Origin of the sequence: Citrobacter sp. Cpo015 (genome assembly GCF_030333035.1) — a bacterium.
GTDB classification, from domain to species: Bacteria; Pseudomonadota; Gammaproteobacteria; order Enterobacterales; family Enterobacteriaceae; genus Citrobacter; species Citrobacter portucalensis.
Genome location: NZ_JAOWGS010000019.1, coordinates 1,269,638 through 1,287,995, shown reverse-complemented (window position 1 = coordinate 1,287,995; position 18,358 = coordinate 1,269,638). Strand labels below are relative to the sequence as shown.

Below are 18,358 nucleotides of genomic sequence, written 5' to 3'. Positions count from 1 at the left end.
GAGAGTGTGGCAATGAAGAGCGTTGTTAATTACTTACAGAAACATACTGACCTTATCATGGAAGATATCAGCGATTTGGTACTGGCTGAGTCTCCTTCAACTGATAAAGCTGCTGTTGACCACTGTGGTGACGTTTTAAAAGCTATTTTCGAAAAGCGTCTGGGTATACAGGCTGAAACTGAAAAACAGACACATTACGGTAACCAGTTAAAATTTGTTCTGGGAAAAGAGGGCCCGCAAACCACAATTTTGGGGCATTTTGATACGGTCTGGGATAAAGGGGTACTCTCACTTCGCGAAGAAGAGGGGAAATGGTATGGCCCGGGGATCCTCGATATGAAAGCCGGGATGATTCAGTCTATCTGGGCGGTTCGTGCGTTAAAAGAGAGCGGGCATCTCGGTGGTAAGCGCATTGTTTTCCTGTGCAATAGTGATGAAGAACTCGGAAGTCCAAGTTCGAAGGAATGGATTATCTGTAATGCTACAGGATCTGAGCAAGTATTGGTTGTTGAACCGGCGACAACTAATGGTGATTTAAAAATTGCCCGTAAAGGCACTGGCCGCTACCGCATTGCTATCACAGGTCTTGCTGCGCATGCAGGCAATAATCCAGGTGAGGGGGTTAGTGCTATTGAGGAAATGGCTTTTCAGATCCTCAAATTGCGAGAGTTGAATGATCCTGAGCGCGGTACCACCGTTAACGTTGGTATTGTACGGGGTGGCAGTCGGGTCAATGTCGTCGCGGATTATGCCGAATTAGAAATTGATACCAGAGTGGAAAATCAGTCAGAAGCTGCACGGATCCATGATGCTATCACCCGTTTGACACCTCATTTGCAGGGTAGTCAACTCAGGATTGAAGGAGGGCAAACTCGCCCACCGATGGAACGTTCTTCAGCTTCCGAACAGCTATTTGAAAAAGCGCAAAAGATTGCGGAAATACTGGGCATTACGATTACCGCGAAATCGGCTGGAGGTGGTAGTGATGGAAACTTCACCGCGGCGTTAGGTATTCCTACATTAGATGGCCTTGGTGCGACAGGAGCCGGTATCCATGCGCTCCATGAGCATATATTACCCGAAAATATCGTTACCAGAACCGCACTGGTTGCTGGAATGATGCTTAACGATATTAATTCTGATGATGGGGCATAATTTTAGCTAAATACATCATGCACACTCAACGACATTATTGTTTGTTATCCTCATGTAACCACTGTGGCTATATGGATTATTAATATCTTGACGAATAAATAACAGGAAATATCCATGAGTGCTTTTATTATTGCGATAGTTATTACTGTCGTTGCGGCTTGGTTAATTATCAAGAATTACCAGCCGCAAACTGTTTTGCTGTTAGCGGGGCTTTCCTTGTTAACAATTACAGCCATTTTCTACCCTGAAAAAAGTATCTTATATGGAAATGCAAAATCCACAGGGTCTGTCTGGATTGATATATTTGCTTTTGTAAAAGGTTCATTATCAACGCAGGTAGCAGGGATCGGTTTGATTATTATGGCGGCCGGTGGTTTCGCCAGCTATATGGATCATATTAAAGCTTCAAAGGCCATGATTGATGTCTGCATTCGGCCGCTGGAGACTTTAAAAGCACCTTACCTGATCCTTGCCATCGGCTACATTTTTGCGCAATTGCTCCATGTTGCCATCTCCAGTGCTACGGGCCTTGCAATGTTATTGCTGGTGACATTTTTCCCGGTTTTGGTTCGGCTTGGGGTAAGTAAGGCTGCTGCCGCGGCTATGATTGGCATGTGTGCCTTTATGGATCTTGGGCCGGCCGTTGGCACCGCGAACTTAGCTGCTGAATATGCTGGCATGGAAACAGCACTGTATTTTGCTCATTATCAGATGCCGGTAGCTGCGGCGGTGATGGTTGTCGTTTCTATATTAATCTATTTTACGGCGAAATATTTTGACAAAAAAGATGGACATGTTGTTGCGTCACAATGTGCTGTGCAACCCGAGATTGCTGAAAAAGATGACGTGCCAGCACCTAAGTTCTACGGGTTATTGCCCATTTTTCCTGTCGTTCTGGTATTGGTGTTCAGTCCGTTGGTTGTTGATACCATTAAAGTAGATGTCGTGACTGCAATGGTTATTGGAACTATTGTCGCCTTTATTTTTGAGCTATGTGTAAAACGAAACTTTAAAGAGTGCTGCAAGGGAGTACAAGTCTTCTTTAAAGGTATGGGGAGTATGTTTACCAGTATCGTTTCATTACTGGTATGCGCCGAAATTTTCGCACAGGGATTACAAAAAATTGGTGCAGTGGATTATTTACTCGATGCGACACATAACGCTGGCTTTGGTTTCACCAGCATGACGATTGTAATGGCATGTTTGGTCGGGGTAACGGCCGTACTGACAGGATCGGGGGTTGCAGCCTTCTTTTCATTTGCCGGTATGGCGCAGTCTATTGCAACAAAATTTGGTATGAACGCCGTACATATGCTTCTGCCAATGCAACTGATGGCTGGGATGGGACGCGCAATGTCGCCTGTTGCCGGTATTATTATTGCCGTCAGTAAATCGGGAGAGTGTTCCCCATTTATGATCGTGCGCAGAACGGTCATTCCGGCACTTGGTGGAATCATAACTATGCTAATCGCTAATACGCTAATTTCCAGTATGTAAGAGTAACTGAATACGGAAGGTTTTTATCTGGATGAACACTATGTTAAATGAAAATGTGGATAATTTGCTCTATATTCCTTACTCAGGTTCTGTTCTACTCGAATCTCCTCTTCTTAATAAAGGAAGTGGTTTTAGCGAAGAGGAACGAGTGATATTCAATCTGGAAGGATTGCTGCCCAATGCAGTTGAAACAATTGAGGAGCAATCCCATCGAGCATATCGCCAGTTTAGCGATTTTAAGTCTGCTATTGCACAGCATATCTACCTTAGGAACATTCAGGACACTAACGAAACACTATTCTATTATCTGGTGAATAAACATTTAGCAGAAATGCTACCTATTATTTATACACCTGTTGTTGGCCATGCATGCGAACATTTTTCTGATATTTACCGTAGGGCCAGAGGGTTATTTATCGCATGGCCGGATCGCCATAAAATCGATGATATATTGCACAATGCCACGAAGCAGCATATTCGTGTCATCGTCGTCACCGATGGTGAACGGATCCTGGGACTTGGGGATCAAGGTATTGGCGGCATGGGGATTCCAATCGGCAAACTGTCTTTGTATACCGTCTGCGGTGGTATAAATCCGGCAAATACATTACCCATTCTGCTGGATGTTGGAACCAATAATTCTCAACTGCTAAATGATCCTCTTTATATGGGATGGCGTCACCCAAGAATTACCGGGGAAGAATATTTTGAGTTTGTGGATATGTTCATAAACGCGGTTAAACGTCGATGGCCTGAGGTCCTACTGCAATTCGAGGATTTTGCTCAGCAAACGGCACTTCCTCTTCTGGAGCGATACAGAGATGAGATGTGCTGTTTTAATGACGACATCCAGGGAACTGCTGCCGTCGCGCTAGGATGTTTAATGGCGGCAAGCTCAGTCTCCGGTCGTTCATTATGCGAGCAAAAAGTTGTATTTCTGGGGGCCGGATCGGCTGGTTGCGGTATTGCGGAGCATATTATTCAGCAGATGATCGCTGAAGGCTTGTCTGAAGTGGAAGCTCGCGCCAGAATTTTTATGGTGGATCGGTTCGGATTGTTGACTGATGACCAGGCAAACCTTCCACCTTTTCAGCGACAACTGTCACAGCCTCGAACGATCGTCGAAAGCTGGGGTGTGGAAAGCGAAAAAATGACGCTGATGGATGTTGTTTGTCACGCACATCCTACGGTGTTGATAGGTGTTACCGGCCAACCAGGCTTGTTTAGCGAAGCTATTATTAGGGAAATGTACAAGTACTGTAAGCTCCCAATAATCATGCCGTTATCCAACCCAACTTCGCGGGTCGAGGCGAGGCCGGAAGATATTATTGAATGGACAGATGGAAACGCCATTGTTGCAACGGGAAGTCCATTTAATCCCGTAATATACAAAGGAAAGGAGTATCCCATTGCACAATGTAATAATGTTTACATCTTCCCTGGTATTGGTCTAGGGTGTCTGGCAAGCCGCGCCACACGAATTACAGAAAATATGTTAATAACGGCAAGCCGAACGTTAGCCTCTTTTTCGCCAATGAAAAGCAATAAAGATTCTCCATTATTACCGGATATAAATAATATTCAGGAGGTAACAAAGGCCATTGCCTTTAGTGTTGGTATTGCAGCGCAACGCGATGGCGTAGCCATTCGTATACCGGAGGAATCATTACGAGGCAAAATTGACGAGATTTTTTGGCATCCGCAGTATCGTCAATACAGACGGACCTCATACTGACGCTAATCAACCCCCTCTCTGGAGGGGGATTGACGCCACTCATCGATAGGGAGGTTGGATTTTGACACAATGCATCTTATTCTCAACGCAAGACACCCTTGCTGACCGATGGCGAAGCTCATGGGATATTAACCCGTTACTCAGGGAAGGCGGCAATGACAGATTATTGGTGGAAAGACCTGGTTGATCGTAATAACCAGTGGCAAGGGTTGGAACTGATCTTCAAAGAAAATCAAAGAACTGAGCCAGCGATGGAAATGCTCAGTGGCCATTTTGGGCGTATGGCATTGCAGCTCGGCGGAGAGCCGTTATTCTGGGCTTCAATGCTTGAAGATCATTCCGGCGTTTGGCTGGTTTTTAATGCAGATCATCCACGGAGCCAGGAGATATTACCTGCGGTAACGTCTGAAGATATTGAACGGATAAAAGCCAAAGGCGAGCAGGTGCGGATCGGCGAATGGTGCCGGTATTTTGTTCGTCAGTTAATGAATGCGCCAACACCATTACTCTCACCGCAGCGTTGGTTGATAAGACCGATGTTACCGATTCAATGTTCATCGCGCTATTCCAGTCCCCAACCCATTGCGTTAGAAAACTGGCGTTTCTCAGCGCCAGAAAGCACTGAAAATATTAACTGCCAATGGACGCTGTACGTTGAAGATTTCCCTGATCTGACGCAGCCGGAAAACGTCAGATTGGTTGACTGGTGGTGGGGCGGTTATTTGCTGCGGGGGCGTTATGCCATTCAACCCAATACGGGGAGATTAAAATGGTGGCGTAAAAAATGCCGAGAGGGGACGTTGCCGCCGATACTGGTCTGGTATATCGCCGGATTAGGATCTTATGTGATCCTTGATGGGCATTATCGATTACAGGCGGCGATCGAAGAGCAGATCCCCCCTTTATTTCTGGTGTTGAGCGAGCTTAATGTAACGGAATATCCTGCCGATGCTGCCCATCAGGCGCGTATCGTTCAGTCGCTGGAAAAGCAGCTGGCTAACAACCCCAATTACAGTGTCAATGCGGTAAATCAGACGCTGATTAGTCTCTATGACAGACGATATCTTTACGCGTCAACGCATAGCCGCGCTACTCTCGGTGAGGGAACCCAATGGGCTACGGAGGTGGAACGTTATCTGCAAAAACATCATCTTGATGCGTATCGGGACAAGATTTTTCAGCGGGTTAAAGGAGATTGATTTTTACCCTTAATTTTTTCGATAAAACGCGAGCCAGCTTCTGATAACTCCCGGCGGTGGCATTCAGACGGGAGTCATCGTTACTTATCGCTCCTGTTGCAACTCGATATCAGAACACCGGCAAACCCAGTCCTTGCTTCACTTCTCTTAATGTCTGCTGCGTAATCTCGTGCGCCTGCTCGCTTCCTTTTTTGAGCATCGCCATCAGCATGCCTTTATCCTGAATGTAGGTTGCACGCCGCTCGCGCATTGGCGCGATGAGTTCTTGCAAGCACACTTCCAGCTCGTTTTTGCATGTCCGGTCACCCAGTCCACCCCGTTGGTAATGCGTTTTCATTTCCGCCACTTTTGCTTTATCCGGATGAAAAGCATCGAGGTAAGTGAATACCATATTGCCATCTATTTGCCCTGGGTCGGACACTTTCAGATGATTAGGGTCGGTGTACATTGCGCTAACCGCGCGGTGAATGGTTTCTTCGCTGGCTGACAGGAGCAATGTGTTACCAAGCGATTTTGACATTTTGGCATTTCCGTCGATCCCTGGAAGGCGGCTGGTTTCACTCAGCAGCGCTTTGCAGTGCGATAGGACGGGGGCCGGTAACAGGCTATTCATCTTATGCACTATCTCATTAGTCTGTTCAATCATTGGCAACTGATCGTCGCCGACGGGAACGACTTCGGCTTTGAAGGCCGTAATATCTGCCGCCTGACTGATGGGATAAACCAGAAAACCAACCGGTAACGAGCGGGCGAACCCTTTCTGCGCAATTTCGTTTTTGACCGTAGGATTACGCTCCACGCGAGCCACGGTGACGATGTTCATATAAAGCGCGGTTAACTCTGCGAGAGCAGGCAGTGCAGATTGCAGACAGATGGTGGTAAGTGACGGGTCTATTCCTGCGGCAAGATAGTCGGCAAGTACTTCGGGAATATTGTTGCGGATCTTTTGCGGTGTGCTGCCGTTATCGGTTAACCCTTGTAGGTCAGCCACCAATATAAACTGCTGATAATCGTGTTGCAGCGTGGCGCGCTGGCGCAATGACCCCACATAATGGCCAAGATGCAGCGGGCCGGTGGGACGATCGCCAGTGAGGATGATGGTTTTATTGTTCATGTAAGACTCCTAAGTCATAAAACCGAAAGGGGTCTCTAAATGCAAATAACCGCCTTTCGGCGGTTATTTAAAATGAGGAAAACACATTCTGACCGCCTTTAAGAAGGCAGCCACCACAGGTTGTGATTAAAACCGTTGATATCGTGTTTTGTGTTCATCCAATTAACATACCACCTGGCGTAGAGGTAAAGCAATGCCCGAAGTGCTGGCGCATATCAACTCGCTTCCAGCATGCCAAAGCTCACAATGCGCGAACGACCTAACTCTTTCGCGCGGTACAGTGCAACATCTGCGGCGCGTAACAGGTTGTCGCTCTGGGCATGCTGCGGGTAACTGGCGACACCTATAGAGACATCCACGTGTCCAATATCGGAAACGCCAAAGCGCAGCGACAGTTCGCGTACGCCGTTGTAGATTTCCGTAGCAAAGCGGTTAGCGGCCTGTTCATCCGTATTGGCCAGCAGTACCAGAAACTCTTCACCGCCGTAGCGGAAGGCCATGCCGCTGTTGTGGACAACGCGCTGAATAGTCGCAGCGATACTTTTAATCACGCTATCGCCAGCCTCATGGCCAAAGCGGTCATTAATACTTTTAAAATGATCGATATCGATCATCAGGCAACTGATTGGTTCTTTGTTACGCACTGCCTGGCTCATCTGGGTACGCAGTGTATCTTCAAGATGATGACGGTTGCGCAGTCCGGTTAGCGGGTCATAGAGCGCTTTCTCCAGTAGGGCGTCACGCAGACGCTGGTTGGCTAATGCGAGGCCGAGTGCTTCTGCCATCAGCTCCAGATATGCACGGGAGGGGGCGGAATCATCTCTAAGGTTTTGGAATGAGAGCAGACCGATGGCTTCGCCCTGGGCAATCAGCGGGACGCACAGAGTGTGGTGCTGGCATGACTCTGGCAGATGGTAGCAGGTGATATCGGGTTCACCTTGTACCGGAGGATGACTCTGGCCGCGGCGCACAGCCCAGCATTCGTCCGGGTGGAACGCATCCGCTTTACCCTGCGGAGAAAGCCATTGTGCAACGCAGCGCATTTGCCAGGGTTCCTGATCCAGTATGTAAAGCCGCCCGGCAATACCTGGAGCAATATTCGGTGCAAACAGCTCTGCCACATTGATGACATCGGCAAAACTCTCGCAACCCTGCAGACGTTGCGTCATGCGCGCCAGCAGATCGCGGATTGCCCAGTCGGCATCTCGCTCTTTCTCCAGTCTCTGACGCGCCAGACCGTTCTCGCGAAATATCCGGATCGCCTGTGCCATGTCGCCTATTTCATCTATCTGGTTAAAACTGGGCGTCTCAACGGCATAATCCTGCGATGCGAGACGGTTTACGACATCGCTCAAACGCACGACGGGGCGCAGGACGCGACGCTTTAAAATGAAACCGAGAACGAATAAAAACAGCAGCGCCGTCAGACCGACCATCACTTCAGAGGCCGTCCGCAGCATGCGGGATGACTGGGTTGCATCTTCAATTGTATTGCGTACGCGGTTATCGAGCAGTTGGCGGAAATGATCTATCCGGTCCTGGGCGCGTTCCAGTTCCTGTTCATAGCCTTTCCCATAGAGCAGGGCAATAGCCTGCGACTCTTCTGCGCGCGCGACGCTGGCAAGCGCCGCAGCTTGCTCGTCCTGCAGGGCATCAACAATCTGTAGCCCTTCGTGCAATAGCGCCAGCTCTTCATCCGTTGCCCCAAGGTCTTTGAGCTTTGACAGCCGATGCTCAACAGCTTTCAGCGTCGCTTCTTTCTGACGGTAGGCGTTAAGCACCTCAGGATCTTTTGCAATAACATAGTCGCGCGCCAGGTCGGACAGCGACCAGGCATCGAGTTCGACTTCTTCGGTAAGTTGATCGAACTGATAACGCTGTTCTACCACCTGGCGTTCTGTGTTATCGGCGCTGGATGCCATCAGCATGACAACGCCTGAAGCGATGGTCAGGCATACCGTCGCGCTATAGGCCCAGTTGGTGATTGTGGCAATTCGCACTGATTAGTTCCTTCTGCGACGATTAATGAATACGCATGATTGCAATTATAGGAAACGCATGATTTTGCGTGAAAATAAAAAAGGCGGTCCAGAAACCGCCTTCTGTTATCGTCCTGCAATCATAAATCTGGAGGATTTTTTCCTTCTTCCATAAAGGCTTCGTCGATTCCTTCCACGTTACCTTCATGGTCACGCCCGGAAAACAGGTTCCAGCAGGTTATGAATAGTGCAGCAATCAGGGGGCCAATCACAAAGCCGTTAATGCCGTAGATCTCCATGCCGCCGAGAGTGGTAATCAAAATCAGATAGTCCGGCATTTTGGTGTCTTTACCTACCAGCAGCGGGCGCAGGATATTGTCCACCAGCCCAACGATAATCACGAAGAAGCCAACGATAAACAGCCCTTGCCATAGCTGGTGGGTGGCGAACAGGAATATTGCTGCAGGTACCCAGACGATTGCTGAGCCCACGGCAGGCACGAGCGAGAGAAACGCCATCAACGCCCCCCACAGAACGCTGCCGTCGATATCCACAATTGCAAACGCGATGCCGCCAAGAATACCCTGAACCAAAGCGACGACCGCCGTGCCCTTGACGGTTGCCCGCGTCACGCCGACGAATTTGGCAAACAGGTGCTGTTTGGCAAAATCAGAAAGGGGTAATGAGTCCAGAATCTGGCGCACCAGATACGGTCCATCCTTCAGTAAGAAGAACAGCAGATACAGCATGATGCCAAAACTGATAGCAAAGCCGAATGTCCCTTTCCCAATCAGAAATGCACTGCCAGCAAGGTACTGCCCGCCTTGCAGCACGACATCGGACAGTTTTTTCTGGATCTGCGCGACATCATCCAGATTGTGTTCTGCCAGAAATCCTCTGGCCCAATCAGGAAGGTACGAAAGAATAGAAGTGACGACTTCCGGGAACTGCGTGTCATTCTGTTGCAGTTTGGTGTATACCACGTTCAGTTCAATGGCCAGCGATGACAGGATTACCATCAGCGGGATAAAGACAATCAGACAGATAATGGCGATGGTAATCAATGATGCCAGCCCGTTGCGTTCGCCAAGCGCGCTACGCAGTCTGTTTTTTACCGGGTTAAAGATAGTCGTTAATATCGCGGCCCACAAAATGGCGGAAAAGTAGGGGGACAATACATCGAAGAACGCCCAGGTCACGAGGGCAAGTATGAAAATGAAGAAACCTTTAGTCAGTCCGTTAAATCGCATTAGTGAACCCTGTAATGAAAAGCAGTCCCGACTATAGAACCGTTCAGGGAATTTACCAACTTTAGCTGTAAATTGTCGCTTATTTTGGCTAATACGATGACTCACTAAAGATGAAAACTAATGAATCTCCATACTATTAATGCGCCTTTCGAATGGTTTTACGCATGAATACACTTAAGGGGTCGGCTATATAAGGGAGGAACGCTTCGCAAATCTCAAAACCGCAGCGGTGATAAAGAGCGATAGCGGGCTGTTGGTGAATCCCTGTTTCCAGGCGCAGCAGATAGCAAGCATTTTCTGTGGCAAGCCTTTCCAGGCCGGCAATTATCTGTTCGCCAAGTTTGCGCCCTCTGTATTCCGGCCGGATATAGACGCGCTTTAGCTCGCAAGCTCCATCTCCCTGGAAGAGTATCGCTCCGCAACCCACGGCACTCCCATTTTCCCCACGTACAATGATGCATCGTAACTCTTTTTCGCTTACCGTTGATAAATCCAGGCAGTGATTACTTTCAGCTGGATAGAGTTGGCTTTGAAAAGCATCAAGTTCACCGATCAGATAAGCTAACTCAGCGTCACTTTTATCCACTTCTGAAATATGAAACATTCGCTATCCCAGTTTAATGTTCATTCTGTAAAAGCTAGCACGCTATTTCTCATCCGGTTAAATAGGATTTTATTATGTGTAGCGGCAGGTATTAACATTGAGTGATGACTGACATTATATTTTAAGTGCAACAAGGATGACGGTTTCTATTTTATCTGGGGTGGTGAAGGGTGCAAAACGCTTAAGCAGTTTCCCATCGCGTCCGATCAGGAATTTAGTGAAGTTCTACTTGATCCGCCCACCCAGCATGCCGGGTAATTCAGTTTTCAGGTAACGAAATACCGGGTGCGTAACGGGGCCGTTAACCTCCACTTTCTCAAACATTGGAAAGCTCACGCCGTAATTGACGTGGCAGGTCTGTGCGATTTCGTCGACTCCCCCGGGTTCCTGCTTACAGGATGGGTTGCAGGGGAAACCAAGCTTGCCTGCATAGTCGGCCATCGAGAAAAGCTGACCATTTAGGATGGTGGCGGTAACCTTGTGAAAAGTAAATGTTTTTTAAATCGCAGGTCAGGATAAATTTAGCGTCGACATTGCCACTCAGCACGTTGCTGGAAGTTGAAGCCTGATAGAAAGTCTTCATGGCATCGTTCTTCTGTTGTTTATTCGCGCCACTTGACCATTTCTGATTTCATCATTGACACAGGGTTGAGGTTTACCAAACAGATATCCTTGGGCGAAATCGCAGCCCAGCGCCTGAAGGCTTTTTAGTTGTTCCTGCGTCTCAACACCTTCTGCGACAGCTTTCATATTCAGGGATTTCGCCATGCCAGTGATGAGTTTAATGATATTCAGCGCATCTTCCTGTGTGGATATTGAATGCACAAAAGACTTGTCTATTTTTATTTTATCGAAGGCAAGCCTGCTCAGGCGAGAAAGAGACGAGTACCCCGTACCAAAATCATCGATGGAGATTTTCACGCCCAGGGCTCTGAGCTTGTTCAGTGTATTCATCGGTGTCGTGCTTTCGGTGAAGAGGGAAGACTCAGTGACTTCCAGTTCAAGACGGTCAGCCGGAAGACCTGTTTCTTTCAGAATAGACAGTACGATGCCGGCAAAAGCTTTGCTGCTGAGCTGGACGGGGGAGACATTGACTGAAATTTTAGCCGGAATTACCCAGGAAGCAGCTTCCCGACAGGCAATTTCAAGTACAGATTTTCCCATCTCGTTAATCATTCCTGTTTTTTCAGCAACAGGAATAAAACTATCCGGTGACAGGAGGCCTTTTAGCGGGTGTATCCAACGAATAAGCGCTTCATAGCTGTAAATTTCCTGGCTGAAAGAATCCACAATAGGCTGATAATAAACCACGAATTCTTTGTTCACTAATGCCAATGCCATATCATGCTCAAAAGTTCTGCTTTCTTGCAGCTTCTCTAGCATTCGTTGCCGGAAGACTTTTATTTTACCGGCGCCTTCATTTTTAGCTTCATAAAGGGCCAGATCGGCGAATTTATAAAGATAGTCGGAACGACGTTCGGTGTCTGAGATGACAATGCCAACACAGGTAGTGATATTTATGATTGTGTTATAAATAGTGTAGGGCTGGCTGATAAAATCACATATTTTTTTGGCTCGCGAAACAGCATGGCTTTCTGTCAGGCCACTCGAGAGAAACGCAAACTCATCCCCACCTAAGCGATACAGCGTATCAGAAGTAAGGCTCATCGAAACCAGACGGTCCGATATCTGACGCAATAAAATATCACCAGCATCATGGCCATACGTATCGTTAACTTCCTTGAATCGATCTAAATCGAACAACATCACAGTGACAGAATCACTATTTCTTTCTGCCATCTCGATTGTTTTATTTAAATTACCCCAGAATAGCTGGCGGTTATTCATTTCGGTAAGAGAGTCATGGTAGACGTCATATTCCAGTTTTGCATTCTGGATTTGCAGTTTTTCTTTCGACTTCTGTAATTCTTCGGCAAGGCTCTTGACCTGAAGATGCGCTCGCAGAATATTTCTGTTTTGATAGAATATCAGAACGCCAAGAATCGCACTCAGTATTATCAGCAGTACAGAGGTTGCTGAGTAAATATAGTACAGAGTTTGAATCTTGATGTTGGCGTTATTAATAGAGTTAACATCTTTGTTTAATGCACCGGATGAAAGACGACCAAGTGGCGCATCCAGCGCATGCATTTGCTTCAAGTATGCCTGGAGCTCGGATCGATTCATTTTCTCGAGGTTAACGTCCAGATAATCAAGCGTTTTTTCAAGCTTTATCGCCAGATCACGATGCGTTTTATTGCTTTCTATAAAATGCCCCAAATCGCCTTCTTTTATCAAATCACTCTGGCTGAGCATAATGTCGAGACGCAGGCGTACATCATCGAGGTTCATCGAATTATCGATAGTGTAAAGACCAAGCCATGATTCGAATCGATAATATTCTGATACCATCTGTGCAGCAGACCATGAATCGGTGTAGTGAGTGAGTTTCTGTAACTCTTGTTGCCTTTCATGCACAAGGAAAGATATATATCCGGTCGATATAAAAAGGAAAAATATGATGCCAGCCAGTATTCTGTTCATGATGTTCTTCTGAACTCCTACTCAATATCCATTTTACTGACCTGCCATGCTGATCTTGAATAATAAATCTGGTTATTCAGTTCTGGCAGGCTGTCATAGGGATACACAATAAATAATGGGCCTTTATCACGGATGCGCATATATTCTCCGTTGATTTTTAAGGCAAGGATGGCATTGTATTTCTTGAAGTCGCTGAGAGGGATAACGGTGGTGTAGTCATTGAGCGCAGTGATTTTGACAACGGAACCGTTCGCCCCAACATAATCCATGAGCTTTTGCAGTGGAATACCCGTAAAAGTAGTGCGTCCATTATACCAAGGCGAGGTGGTCTGGAAACTGACCATGCCCAGTTTCTCGAGACTGGCGGTATCAAAAACGGCTTTCCCGTCTTCATTTGTATTTTCAATATTACCGGACATTGTTAAAAGGATTTTACCGGCAGGTTGGGCAAGCTCACCCGCCCAGAGTTGGGTGGAGACCACAAAGCTAAACAACATGACTATTAACCGCATTCTAACCTCACCAATCTACCGGATGTAAAAGAATTATAATTTAGATATCATGTTATTTATATATGACGCCTAACTATTATTGATGCAATTAATTTATTCATATTTTAAATCATTAGAATCAATGGGTTAGAGTTCTTCGATTTTAAAAGTTTATTAAGCAATGTCGATGCTGTTATTCGAAGATACTTAATTTTATTCGATTTGTACAAAAAACAATCTCACTGTAAACGTTAAAAAATACACACGAACATAAAGGTTTATTTTTTTGTGCTGCTACCGTGTATCGTTGTTTTTACGGCGGGTCGCTTTGTTGAATCAATCGAATATTTGACCAACCGCGGGATCACTTTGCATGTGGCGTAGCAATCGTTTTGTATCACCGGCGGGCAAGTACGGACACCCAAACCAGCACCTACTCTATTTGTGTTTAACTTCATCTGTAGCCAAACTGAATTCAGTGACACAAAAACAGTTAATTATCAGGAGTTCACAACATGCAAAATCAACTACAGGATCGACAGCAACTTAATGACCTTATCAATGGCTGGATGCACCGCGATCTGGGCGAATGGGAGCAGTTGCGTGAACTGTTCCACCCTGATGGCACGATTGAAATAACATGGTTTGAAGGGCTGGGAAGTGACTTTGTGAATGGCTCAATGAGAATGGGGGCATCTGATTTCAGGACTAAACATATTATTACTTCTCCTGCTGTGTCCTTTAATGAAGCAGGGGACAAAGCTCTCCTTGAAACAAACGCAATGATCATTGGCGAGAATACCAAACTGAACATTGGCTGTGAATGCCATAACCGTTTTTACGATATGGCAGAAAAAAGAGAAGGTCAGTGGAAATTGTTTCATCGCCAGACGATATATGACTTTGGTCTATTCACTTTTCCGTTAGGCCCGGTCGCTATTGATCAGGCTATTGTGACGAAGTATCCGCGGGAATATGCCGCGCTGGCTTATTTACTGGAACAGAGTGGATTTCCTCTTGGGCGCGTTTTTGCAACGCGAGGCAGCGAATTGGAAGCGAACATGAAGGCAGAAGGTAAGCGCTGGCTGGCAGCCTGACCCAGACGGATAGGCCTTGCTGGCGCTATCCTCGCTTGCCAGCTTATTCACCCGCCTGAGCTGACTGGCGGGCATACAGATAGGCGGTGGCCCTCGATACGCCCAGATGCTGTGCAACCGTATCCATAGATTTGCGTACGTTCAGCAAACCGTCCTGGCGTAATTGTTGAATCAGCAGCTTACGGTCTTGAGGTTTAAGGGCTCGGGCCGTCGTCGCGCGTTTAGCGGCAAAGTCATCAATACGCTGGCGGATGACTTCATTACTGCCGGGATCGATATGTTCCTTAATGGGGGAATTTTCAGTTTCAGTAAAACGCGCAAGAGCACTCTGCATACCACGGAACAGCGTCATATCGACATTCAGGCAAAGTGCCGCTACGTATTTGCCGTCTTCGTCCTTGATGCCAATCGATGTACTTTTCACCGGGCGGCCATCGGCAAACTGATTACTGTAGTTCGCAATGATGCTGGGAAAGTCAGGTGATGCGATTCTCGCCAGACCAAGCTCGGTTGCTGGCTGGCCGGGTTGACGTCCGGAAAGATTATTATGGATGGACAAAATGGCATGATCAGGATTTTTGAGGTCATGAACCACCACTTCGCAAAACGGAGAGAAGGTCTCACTCAATCCCCTGGCGATAGTATCAATTTGGCTGAGAAGCGAGTTATTGTCGGTTTTTGGCATGCCAGTCTCCTGCGGTGATGTCTGTTGCCATGATTGCGAGCAGTTTACAGTGACCTGGGAGCGTTTTTCCAGACGGGAGTGTACAGACAGTAAAAGTAGGGTATCTGCATGGCAGATACCCTGTTTATCATCCGGCCAGAAATTCACTGTAGCGACTGATATCCACATTTCCGCCGCTGATGATAATGCCGATTTTCTTGCCGCGAAGCTCAGCTTTACGCGCTCTGGCGGCAGCAAAACCCAGACACCCGGTCGGCTCTACGACGATTTTCATGCGTTCAGCGATAAATTTCATTGAGGCAACTAACTCAGCGTCTGAAACAGTCAGAATATCGTTCACGTTTTGCTGGATAATCTGAAACGTATAGTTCCCGAGATGTTGAGTCTGAGCACCGTCAGCAATGGTTTTGGGCGTATCGATATGAACTATTTTTCCACTTCGGAACGACTGTTGACCATCGTTACCCGCCTCAGGTTCGACACCATAGATGATGCAGTCAGGAGACAGATGTCTGGCCGCCAGGGCGGATCCTGAGAGCAGGCCGCCACCGCCCAGACACACGAAAAGGGCGTCTAACTGACCCACTTCTTCAATTAGCTCTTTTGTGGCGGTGCCCTGGCCTGCGATCACGTGCGGATGGTCGTAAGGGGGGATCAGCGTTAACCCCTGTTTCTCCGCCAGGTCCCGACCAATTTTTTCACGATCTTCAGTATAGCGATCGTAAGTTACCACTTTTCCGCCATAGCCTTTCGTCGCCGCAACTTTGGCCGCCGGGGCATCATGCGGCATGATAATTGTTGCTGGAATACCCAACAACTTTGCCGACAGGGCAATGGCCTGTGCATGGTTGCCGGAAGAAAACGTCACGACGCCCGCAGCGCGTTGTTGTGGCGTGAACTGGCGTAGCGCATTCATAGCGCCGCGAAATTTGAAGGCGCCCATTCTCTGGAAGTTTTCGCACTTAAAGAAGACTTCCGCGCCAAATTCTTCATTTACCGTTCGGGAGGTCATCACCGGCGTTTTGTTGGCATAATCTGCGATGCGCTCTGCCGCAGCGGCAACATCGTTATAATCAGGCAGTGTCATTTCAGTCATTGTTGTTCACCTGTATGTTGTTAAACGTCACGCTTGCGGGACCAACGCAATAGCTTCAACTTCCAGCGCAAAACCATAATGAAGTTCCGCAACACCTGCTACTGCACGGGATGGACGGAAATCACCGATCCACTCTCCATAGATTTTGTTAAACGTCGGCCACTGGTTCATATCCGTCACATAGACGCGAACAGACACCAGATGCTGACGTGATGCCCCAGCACCAGCCAGACAAGCATCAATATTCTTGAGTACCAGCCGGGTTTGATCTTCAAAAGAGGCCTCCGCTTTTTTCTCGCCGTCGAAAGTGACCGGCAATTGCCCGGAAATGAAGACGAATCCGCCAGCCGTTGTACTGTGCGAGTAATGACCTGCTGGCGGGAAGCTTCCAGCAGATGAGTTCAGTGTAATGTCCGCGGTCATATGAGAATCTCCAGTCGCCGTTTGTGATTCATTTTGTATAAAATAATACTGTTTGTATTATTTTATACTCCTTCATAGTGCGTTCGGCCAGCGATAGTTTTCGCTAACGCTGATTTTGTGAACTACTGCAAACGTGGCCCAGGCTAAATCACTGTCCTGGAGCGGTGACGGGGATATCGCTGTTGAAAGGGGAAAGCAGGGGGAAATGAAGAAACGCCCCGGGAGGGGGCGTCTAAGCCAAAAGTTTAGCTGATATGACCGTGGTTAATTTTACTTAGCGGTTCATTGATATCGAAGATTTTGAACGTTACTTCCTCCACACCCAGGTGCTTCAGGCGGGCGGTATGCTTTTTGATATAGGCCTGAGCGGTGTCTTCGTCCTGGAACAGGTAGATGCCTCCCGCTTCGTGATTTGCTTCGTTCTCGGTCCAGATTTTCCAGATGAACCCCGGCTCCTGGTTGATTGATTCGGCCAGTTCAACGAGCTGATTCGACATCTCAGCCCCAAACGGACCATGAAAATCAAAGTGTATCTGCACGAGTTTGTTCGACATAAATCCTCCATGGATTGGTTATTTTGGGTAAGGTTGCTAGCGCAACAGCACTTTACCGATCAGGTAAGTTATCGCCTGCCCACTGATATATACACGCGTTCCTGCTAACTGACAGCGTAAATCCCCGCCGCGTTCAGAGACCTGGCGTGCCAGCATCTGTGTTTTATTCAGTTTTCCAGCCCAGTAAGGGATCAGCATGCTATGTGCCGAGCCTGTGACCGGGTCTTCCGCGACGGCTTCGCCCGGGCAGAAGAAACGGCTGACAAAATCGTATTCCCCGTCACCCGGCGCGGTGATGCACACCATTTTCCCCAGCGGAAGCATGGCGTGGATGTTTGGGCGCACAGCCTCAACCTGCTGTTGATTTTCCAGCACCACCATGTAATCGCGCGCCACACGCATCTCTTTGTATTCGGTGATGCCTAATGTTTCCAGCAGTAAAGCGGGCGGCACGGCAGATTCGCTTTGCCAGGCTGGAAAATCAAGCGTCAGCCATTCACCGCAGCGCGTGACCGTCAGCGGTCCCACAAAGCGGGTAGCAAATTGGATTTTGGTATCCGGGTAATCCAGATGTTCAAAGATGACATGCGCGGCGGCAAGCGTGGCATGCCCACACAGATTAATTTCACCCTGAGTGGTAAACCAACGCAGCTCAAAGCCATTCTCATTGGCGACAAAAAAAGCGGTTTCTGACTGGTTATGCTGCTGCGCCATCTTTAATAATGTTTCATCGGGCAACCAGTCCGTGAGCGGACAGACTGCTGCGGCATTACCACCAAATGTCGTGGTGGTAAAGGCATCCACCATGTAAAAATCGATTTGTTGCACAGAGTAACCCTCTCATCGCACTCAGGATAAATCACACTCTACCATGCCAGCCATTGGGTCAATGCTCAGATTCGCCACTGTGGTGAAAATTCGTTATCATCCGTTCC

The 18,358-nt window shown here is 47.7% G+C and carries 16 protein-coding genes and 1 pseudogene; 5 read left to right on the top strand and 12 right to left on the bottom strand.

Annotated features, from left to right (window positions below; genetic code table 11):
* The first annotated feature begins 12 nt into the window (after positions 1 to 12).
* The 4 genes from OGY67_RS06245 (at position 13) to OGY67_RS06230 (ending at position 5,586) form a co-directional block, all read left to right on the top strand.
* Positions 13 to 1,155: a M20 family metallopeptidase gene (locus tag OGY67_RS06245; RefSeq protein ID WP_286573786.1), complete on the top strand. Its 1,143-nt coding sequence runs from the start codon at positions 13 to 15 to the stop codon at positions 1,153 to 1,155.
* 114 nt (positions 1,156 to 1,269) lie between these two features.
* Positions 1,270 to 2,652 (top strand): C4-dicarboxylate transporter DcuC, encoded by a 1,383-nt coding sequence (dcuC, locus tag OGY67_RS06240; protein ID WP_286573785.1) that lies wholly within the window; start codon positions 1,270 to 1,272, stop codon positions 2,650 to 2,652.
* 40 nt (positions 2,653 to 2,692) lie between these two features.
* Complete coding sequence (locus OGY67_RS06235; protein WP_286573784.1) at positions 2,693 to 4,387, top strand: NAD-dependent malic enzyme; 1,695 nt, start codon at positions 2,693 to 2,695, stop codon at positions 4,385 to 4,387.
* Positions 4,388 to 4,542: 155 nt separating this feature from the next.
* Entirely contained in the window at positions 4,543 to 5,586 is a 1,044-nt protein-coding gene (locus OGY67_RS06230) for a ParB/Srx family N-terminal domain-containing protein (RefSeq protein ID WP_286573783.1), read from the top strand.
* Between the two features lie 109 nt (positions 5,587 to 5,695).
* Here the strand turns inward: OGY67_RS06230 and trpS are convergent, their stop codons facing one another.
* The 7 genes and pseudogenes from trpS to OGY67_RS06195 form a co-directional block, all read right to left on the bottom strand.
* Positions 5,696 to 6,700: a tryptophan--tRNA ligase gene (gene trpS / locus OGY67_RS06225; RefSeq protein ID WP_048214282.1), complete on the bottom strand. Its 1,005-nt coding sequence runs from the start codon at positions 6,698 to 6,700 to the stop codon at positions 5,696 to 5,698.
* Positions 6,701 to 6,915: 215 nt separating this feature from the next.
* The gene (locus tag OGY67_RS06220; RefSeq protein WP_286573782.1) at positions 6,916 to 8,700 is read right to left on the bottom strand and encodes a diguanylate cyclase; all 1,785 of its coding nucleotides are present in this window, start codon (positions 8,698 to 8,700) and stop codon (positions 6,916 to 6,918) included.
* 119 nt (positions 8,701 to 8,819) lie between these two features.
* Complete coding sequence (locus OGY67_RS06215; protein WP_136391834.1) at positions 8,820 to 9,929, bottom strand: AI-2E family transporter; 1,110 nt, start codon at positions 9,927 to 9,929, stop codon at positions 8,820 to 8,822.
* Between the two features lie 136 nt (positions 9,930 to 10,065).
* Positions 10,066 to 10,533, bottom strand: a complete 468-nt coding sequence (locus tag OGY67_RS06210) for a GNAT family N-acetyltransferase (protein WP_286573781.1) — start codon at positions 10,531 to 10,533, stop codon at positions 10,066 to 10,068.
* Between the two features lie 114 nt (positions 10,534 to 10,647).
* Positions 10,648 to 10,974, bottom strand: a pseudogene (locus OGY67_RS06205) (hypothetical protein).
* Positions 10,975 to 11,112: 138 nt separating this feature from the next.
* Entirely contained in the window at positions 11,113 to 13,077 is a 1,965-nt protein-coding gene (locus OGY67_RS06200) for a putative bifunctional diguanylate cyclase/phosphodiesterase (RefSeq protein WP_286573780.1), read from the bottom strand.
* A 17-nt stretch (positions 13,078 to 13,094) separates the two neighbouring features.
* Complete coding sequence (locus tag OGY67_RS06195) at positions 13,095 to 13,589, bottom strand: putative pterin-binding protein (RefSeq protein ID WP_286573779.1); 495 nt, start codon at positions 13,587 to 13,589, stop codon at positions 13,095 to 13,097.
* Between the two features lie 494 nt (positions 13,590 to 14,083).
* Here OGY67_RS06195 and OGY67_RS06190 point away from each other — a divergent pair, with 494 nt between their 5' ends.
* Positions 14,084 to 14,665: a nuclear transport factor 2 family protein gene (locus tag OGY67_RS06190; RefSeq protein ID WP_286573778.1), complete on the top strand. Its 582-nt coding sequence runs from the start codon at positions 14,084 to 14,086 to the stop codon at positions 14,663 to 14,665.
* Positions 14,666 to 14,708: 43 nt separating this feature from the next.
* Here OGY67_RS06190 and OGY67_RS06185 read toward each other — a convergent pair whose 3' ends face one another.
* From OGY67_RS06185 to OGY67_RS06165, 5 genes are all read right to left on the bottom strand, one after another.
* Positions 14,709 to 15,350 (bottom strand): helix-turn-helix transcriptional regulator, encoded by a 642-nt coding sequence (locus OGY67_RS06185; protein ID WP_048235444.1) that lies wholly within the window; start codon positions 15,348 to 15,350, stop codon positions 14,709 to 14,711.
* A gap of 127 nt (positions 15,351 to 15,477) precedes the next feature.
* On the bottom strand, positions 15,478 to 16,446 hold the full coding sequence (locus OGY67_RS06180) for a threo-3-hydroxy-L-aspartate ammonia-lyase (RefSeq protein WP_100272521.1): 969 nt from the start codon (positions 16,444 to 16,446) through the stop codon (positions 15,478 to 15,480).
* Positions 16,447 to 16,473: 27 nt separating this feature from the next.
* On the bottom strand, positions 16,474 to 16,869 hold the full coding sequence (locus OGY67_RS06175) for a RidA family protein (RefSeq protein WP_286573777.1): 396 nt from the start codon (positions 16,867 to 16,869) through the stop codon (positions 16,474 to 16,476).
* Between the two features lie 245 nt (positions 16,870 to 17,114).
* Positions 17,115 to 17,423 carry a monooxygenase gene (locus OGY67_RS06170; protein WP_057067232.1) on the bottom strand — a complete coding sequence of 103 codons (309 nt, stop codon included), beginning with the start codon at positions 17,421 to 17,423 and terminating at the stop codon, positions 17,115 to 17,117.
* A 36-nt stretch (positions 17,424 to 17,459) separates the two neighbouring features.
* Positions 17,460 to 18,251 (bottom strand): PhzF family phenazine biosynthesis protein, encoded by a 792-nt coding sequence (locus tag OGY67_RS06165; RefSeq protein ID WP_286573776.1) that lies wholly within the window; start codon positions 18,249 to 18,251, stop codon positions 17,460 to 17,462.
* Positions 18,252 to 18,358 lie beyond the last annotated feature (107 nt).

What these genes read in the sequence shown, in the direction of transcription:
- OGY67_RS06200 (WP_286573780.1), bottom strand. Translation starts at nt 13,077, where the DNA reads ATGAACAGAATACTGGCTGGCATCATATTTTTCCTTTTTATATCGACC.
- OGY67_RS06170 (WP_057067232.1), bottom strand. Translation starts at nt 17,423, where the DNA reads ATGTCGAACAAACTCGTGCAGATACACTTTGATTTTCATGGTCCGTTT.
- dcuC (WP_286573785.1), top strand. Translation starts at nt 1,270, where the DNA reads ATGAGTGCTTTTATTATTGCGATAGTTATTACTGTCGTTGCGGCTTGG.
- trpS (WP_048214282.1), bottom strand. Translation starts at nt 6,700, where the DNA reads ATGAACAATAAAACCATCATCCTCACTGGCGATCGTCCCACCGGCCCG.
- OGY67_RS06210 (WP_286573781.1), bottom strand. Translation starts at nt 10,533, where the DNA reads ATGTTTCATATTTCAGAAGTGGATAAAAGTGACGCTGAGTTAGCTTAT.
- OGY67_RS06180 (WP_100272521.1), bottom strand. Translation starts at nt 16,446, where the DNA reads ATGACTGAAATGACACTGCCTGATTATAACGATGTTGCCGCTGCGGCA.
- OGY67_RS06235 (WP_286573784.1), top strand. Translation starts at nt 2,693, where the DNA reads ATGTTAAATGAAAATGTGGATAATTTGCTCTATATTCCTTACTCAGGT.
- OGY67_RS06215 (WP_136391834.1), bottom strand. Translation starts at nt 9,929, where the DNA reads ATGCGATTTAACGGACTGACTAAAGGTTTCTTCATTTTCATACTTGCC.
- OGY67_RS06185 (WP_048235444.1), bottom strand. Translation starts at nt 15,350, where the DNA reads ATGCCAAAAACCGACAATAACTCGCTTCTCAGCCAAATTGATACTATC.
- OGY67_RS06175 (WP_286573777.1), bottom strand. Translation starts at nt 16,869, where the DNA reads ATGACCGCGGACATTACACTGAACTCATCTGCTGGAAGCTTCCCGCCA.
- OGY67_RS06230 (WP_286573783.1), top strand. Translation starts at nt 4,543, where the DNA reads ATGACAGATTATTGGTGGAAAGACCTGGTTGATCGTAATAACCAGTGG.
- OGY67_RS06195 (WP_286573779.1), bottom strand. Translation starts at nt 13,589, where the DNA reads ATGCGGTTAATAGTCATGTTGTTTAGCTTTGTGGTCTCCACCCAACTC.
- OGY67_RS06190 (WP_286573778.1), top strand. Translation starts at nt 14,084, where the DNA reads ATGCAAAATCAACTACAGGATCGACAGCAACTTAATGACCTTATCAAT.
- OGY67_RS06245 (WP_286573786.1), top strand. Translation starts at nt 13, where the DNA reads ATGAAGAGCGTTGTTAATTACTTACAGAAACATACTGACCTTATCATG.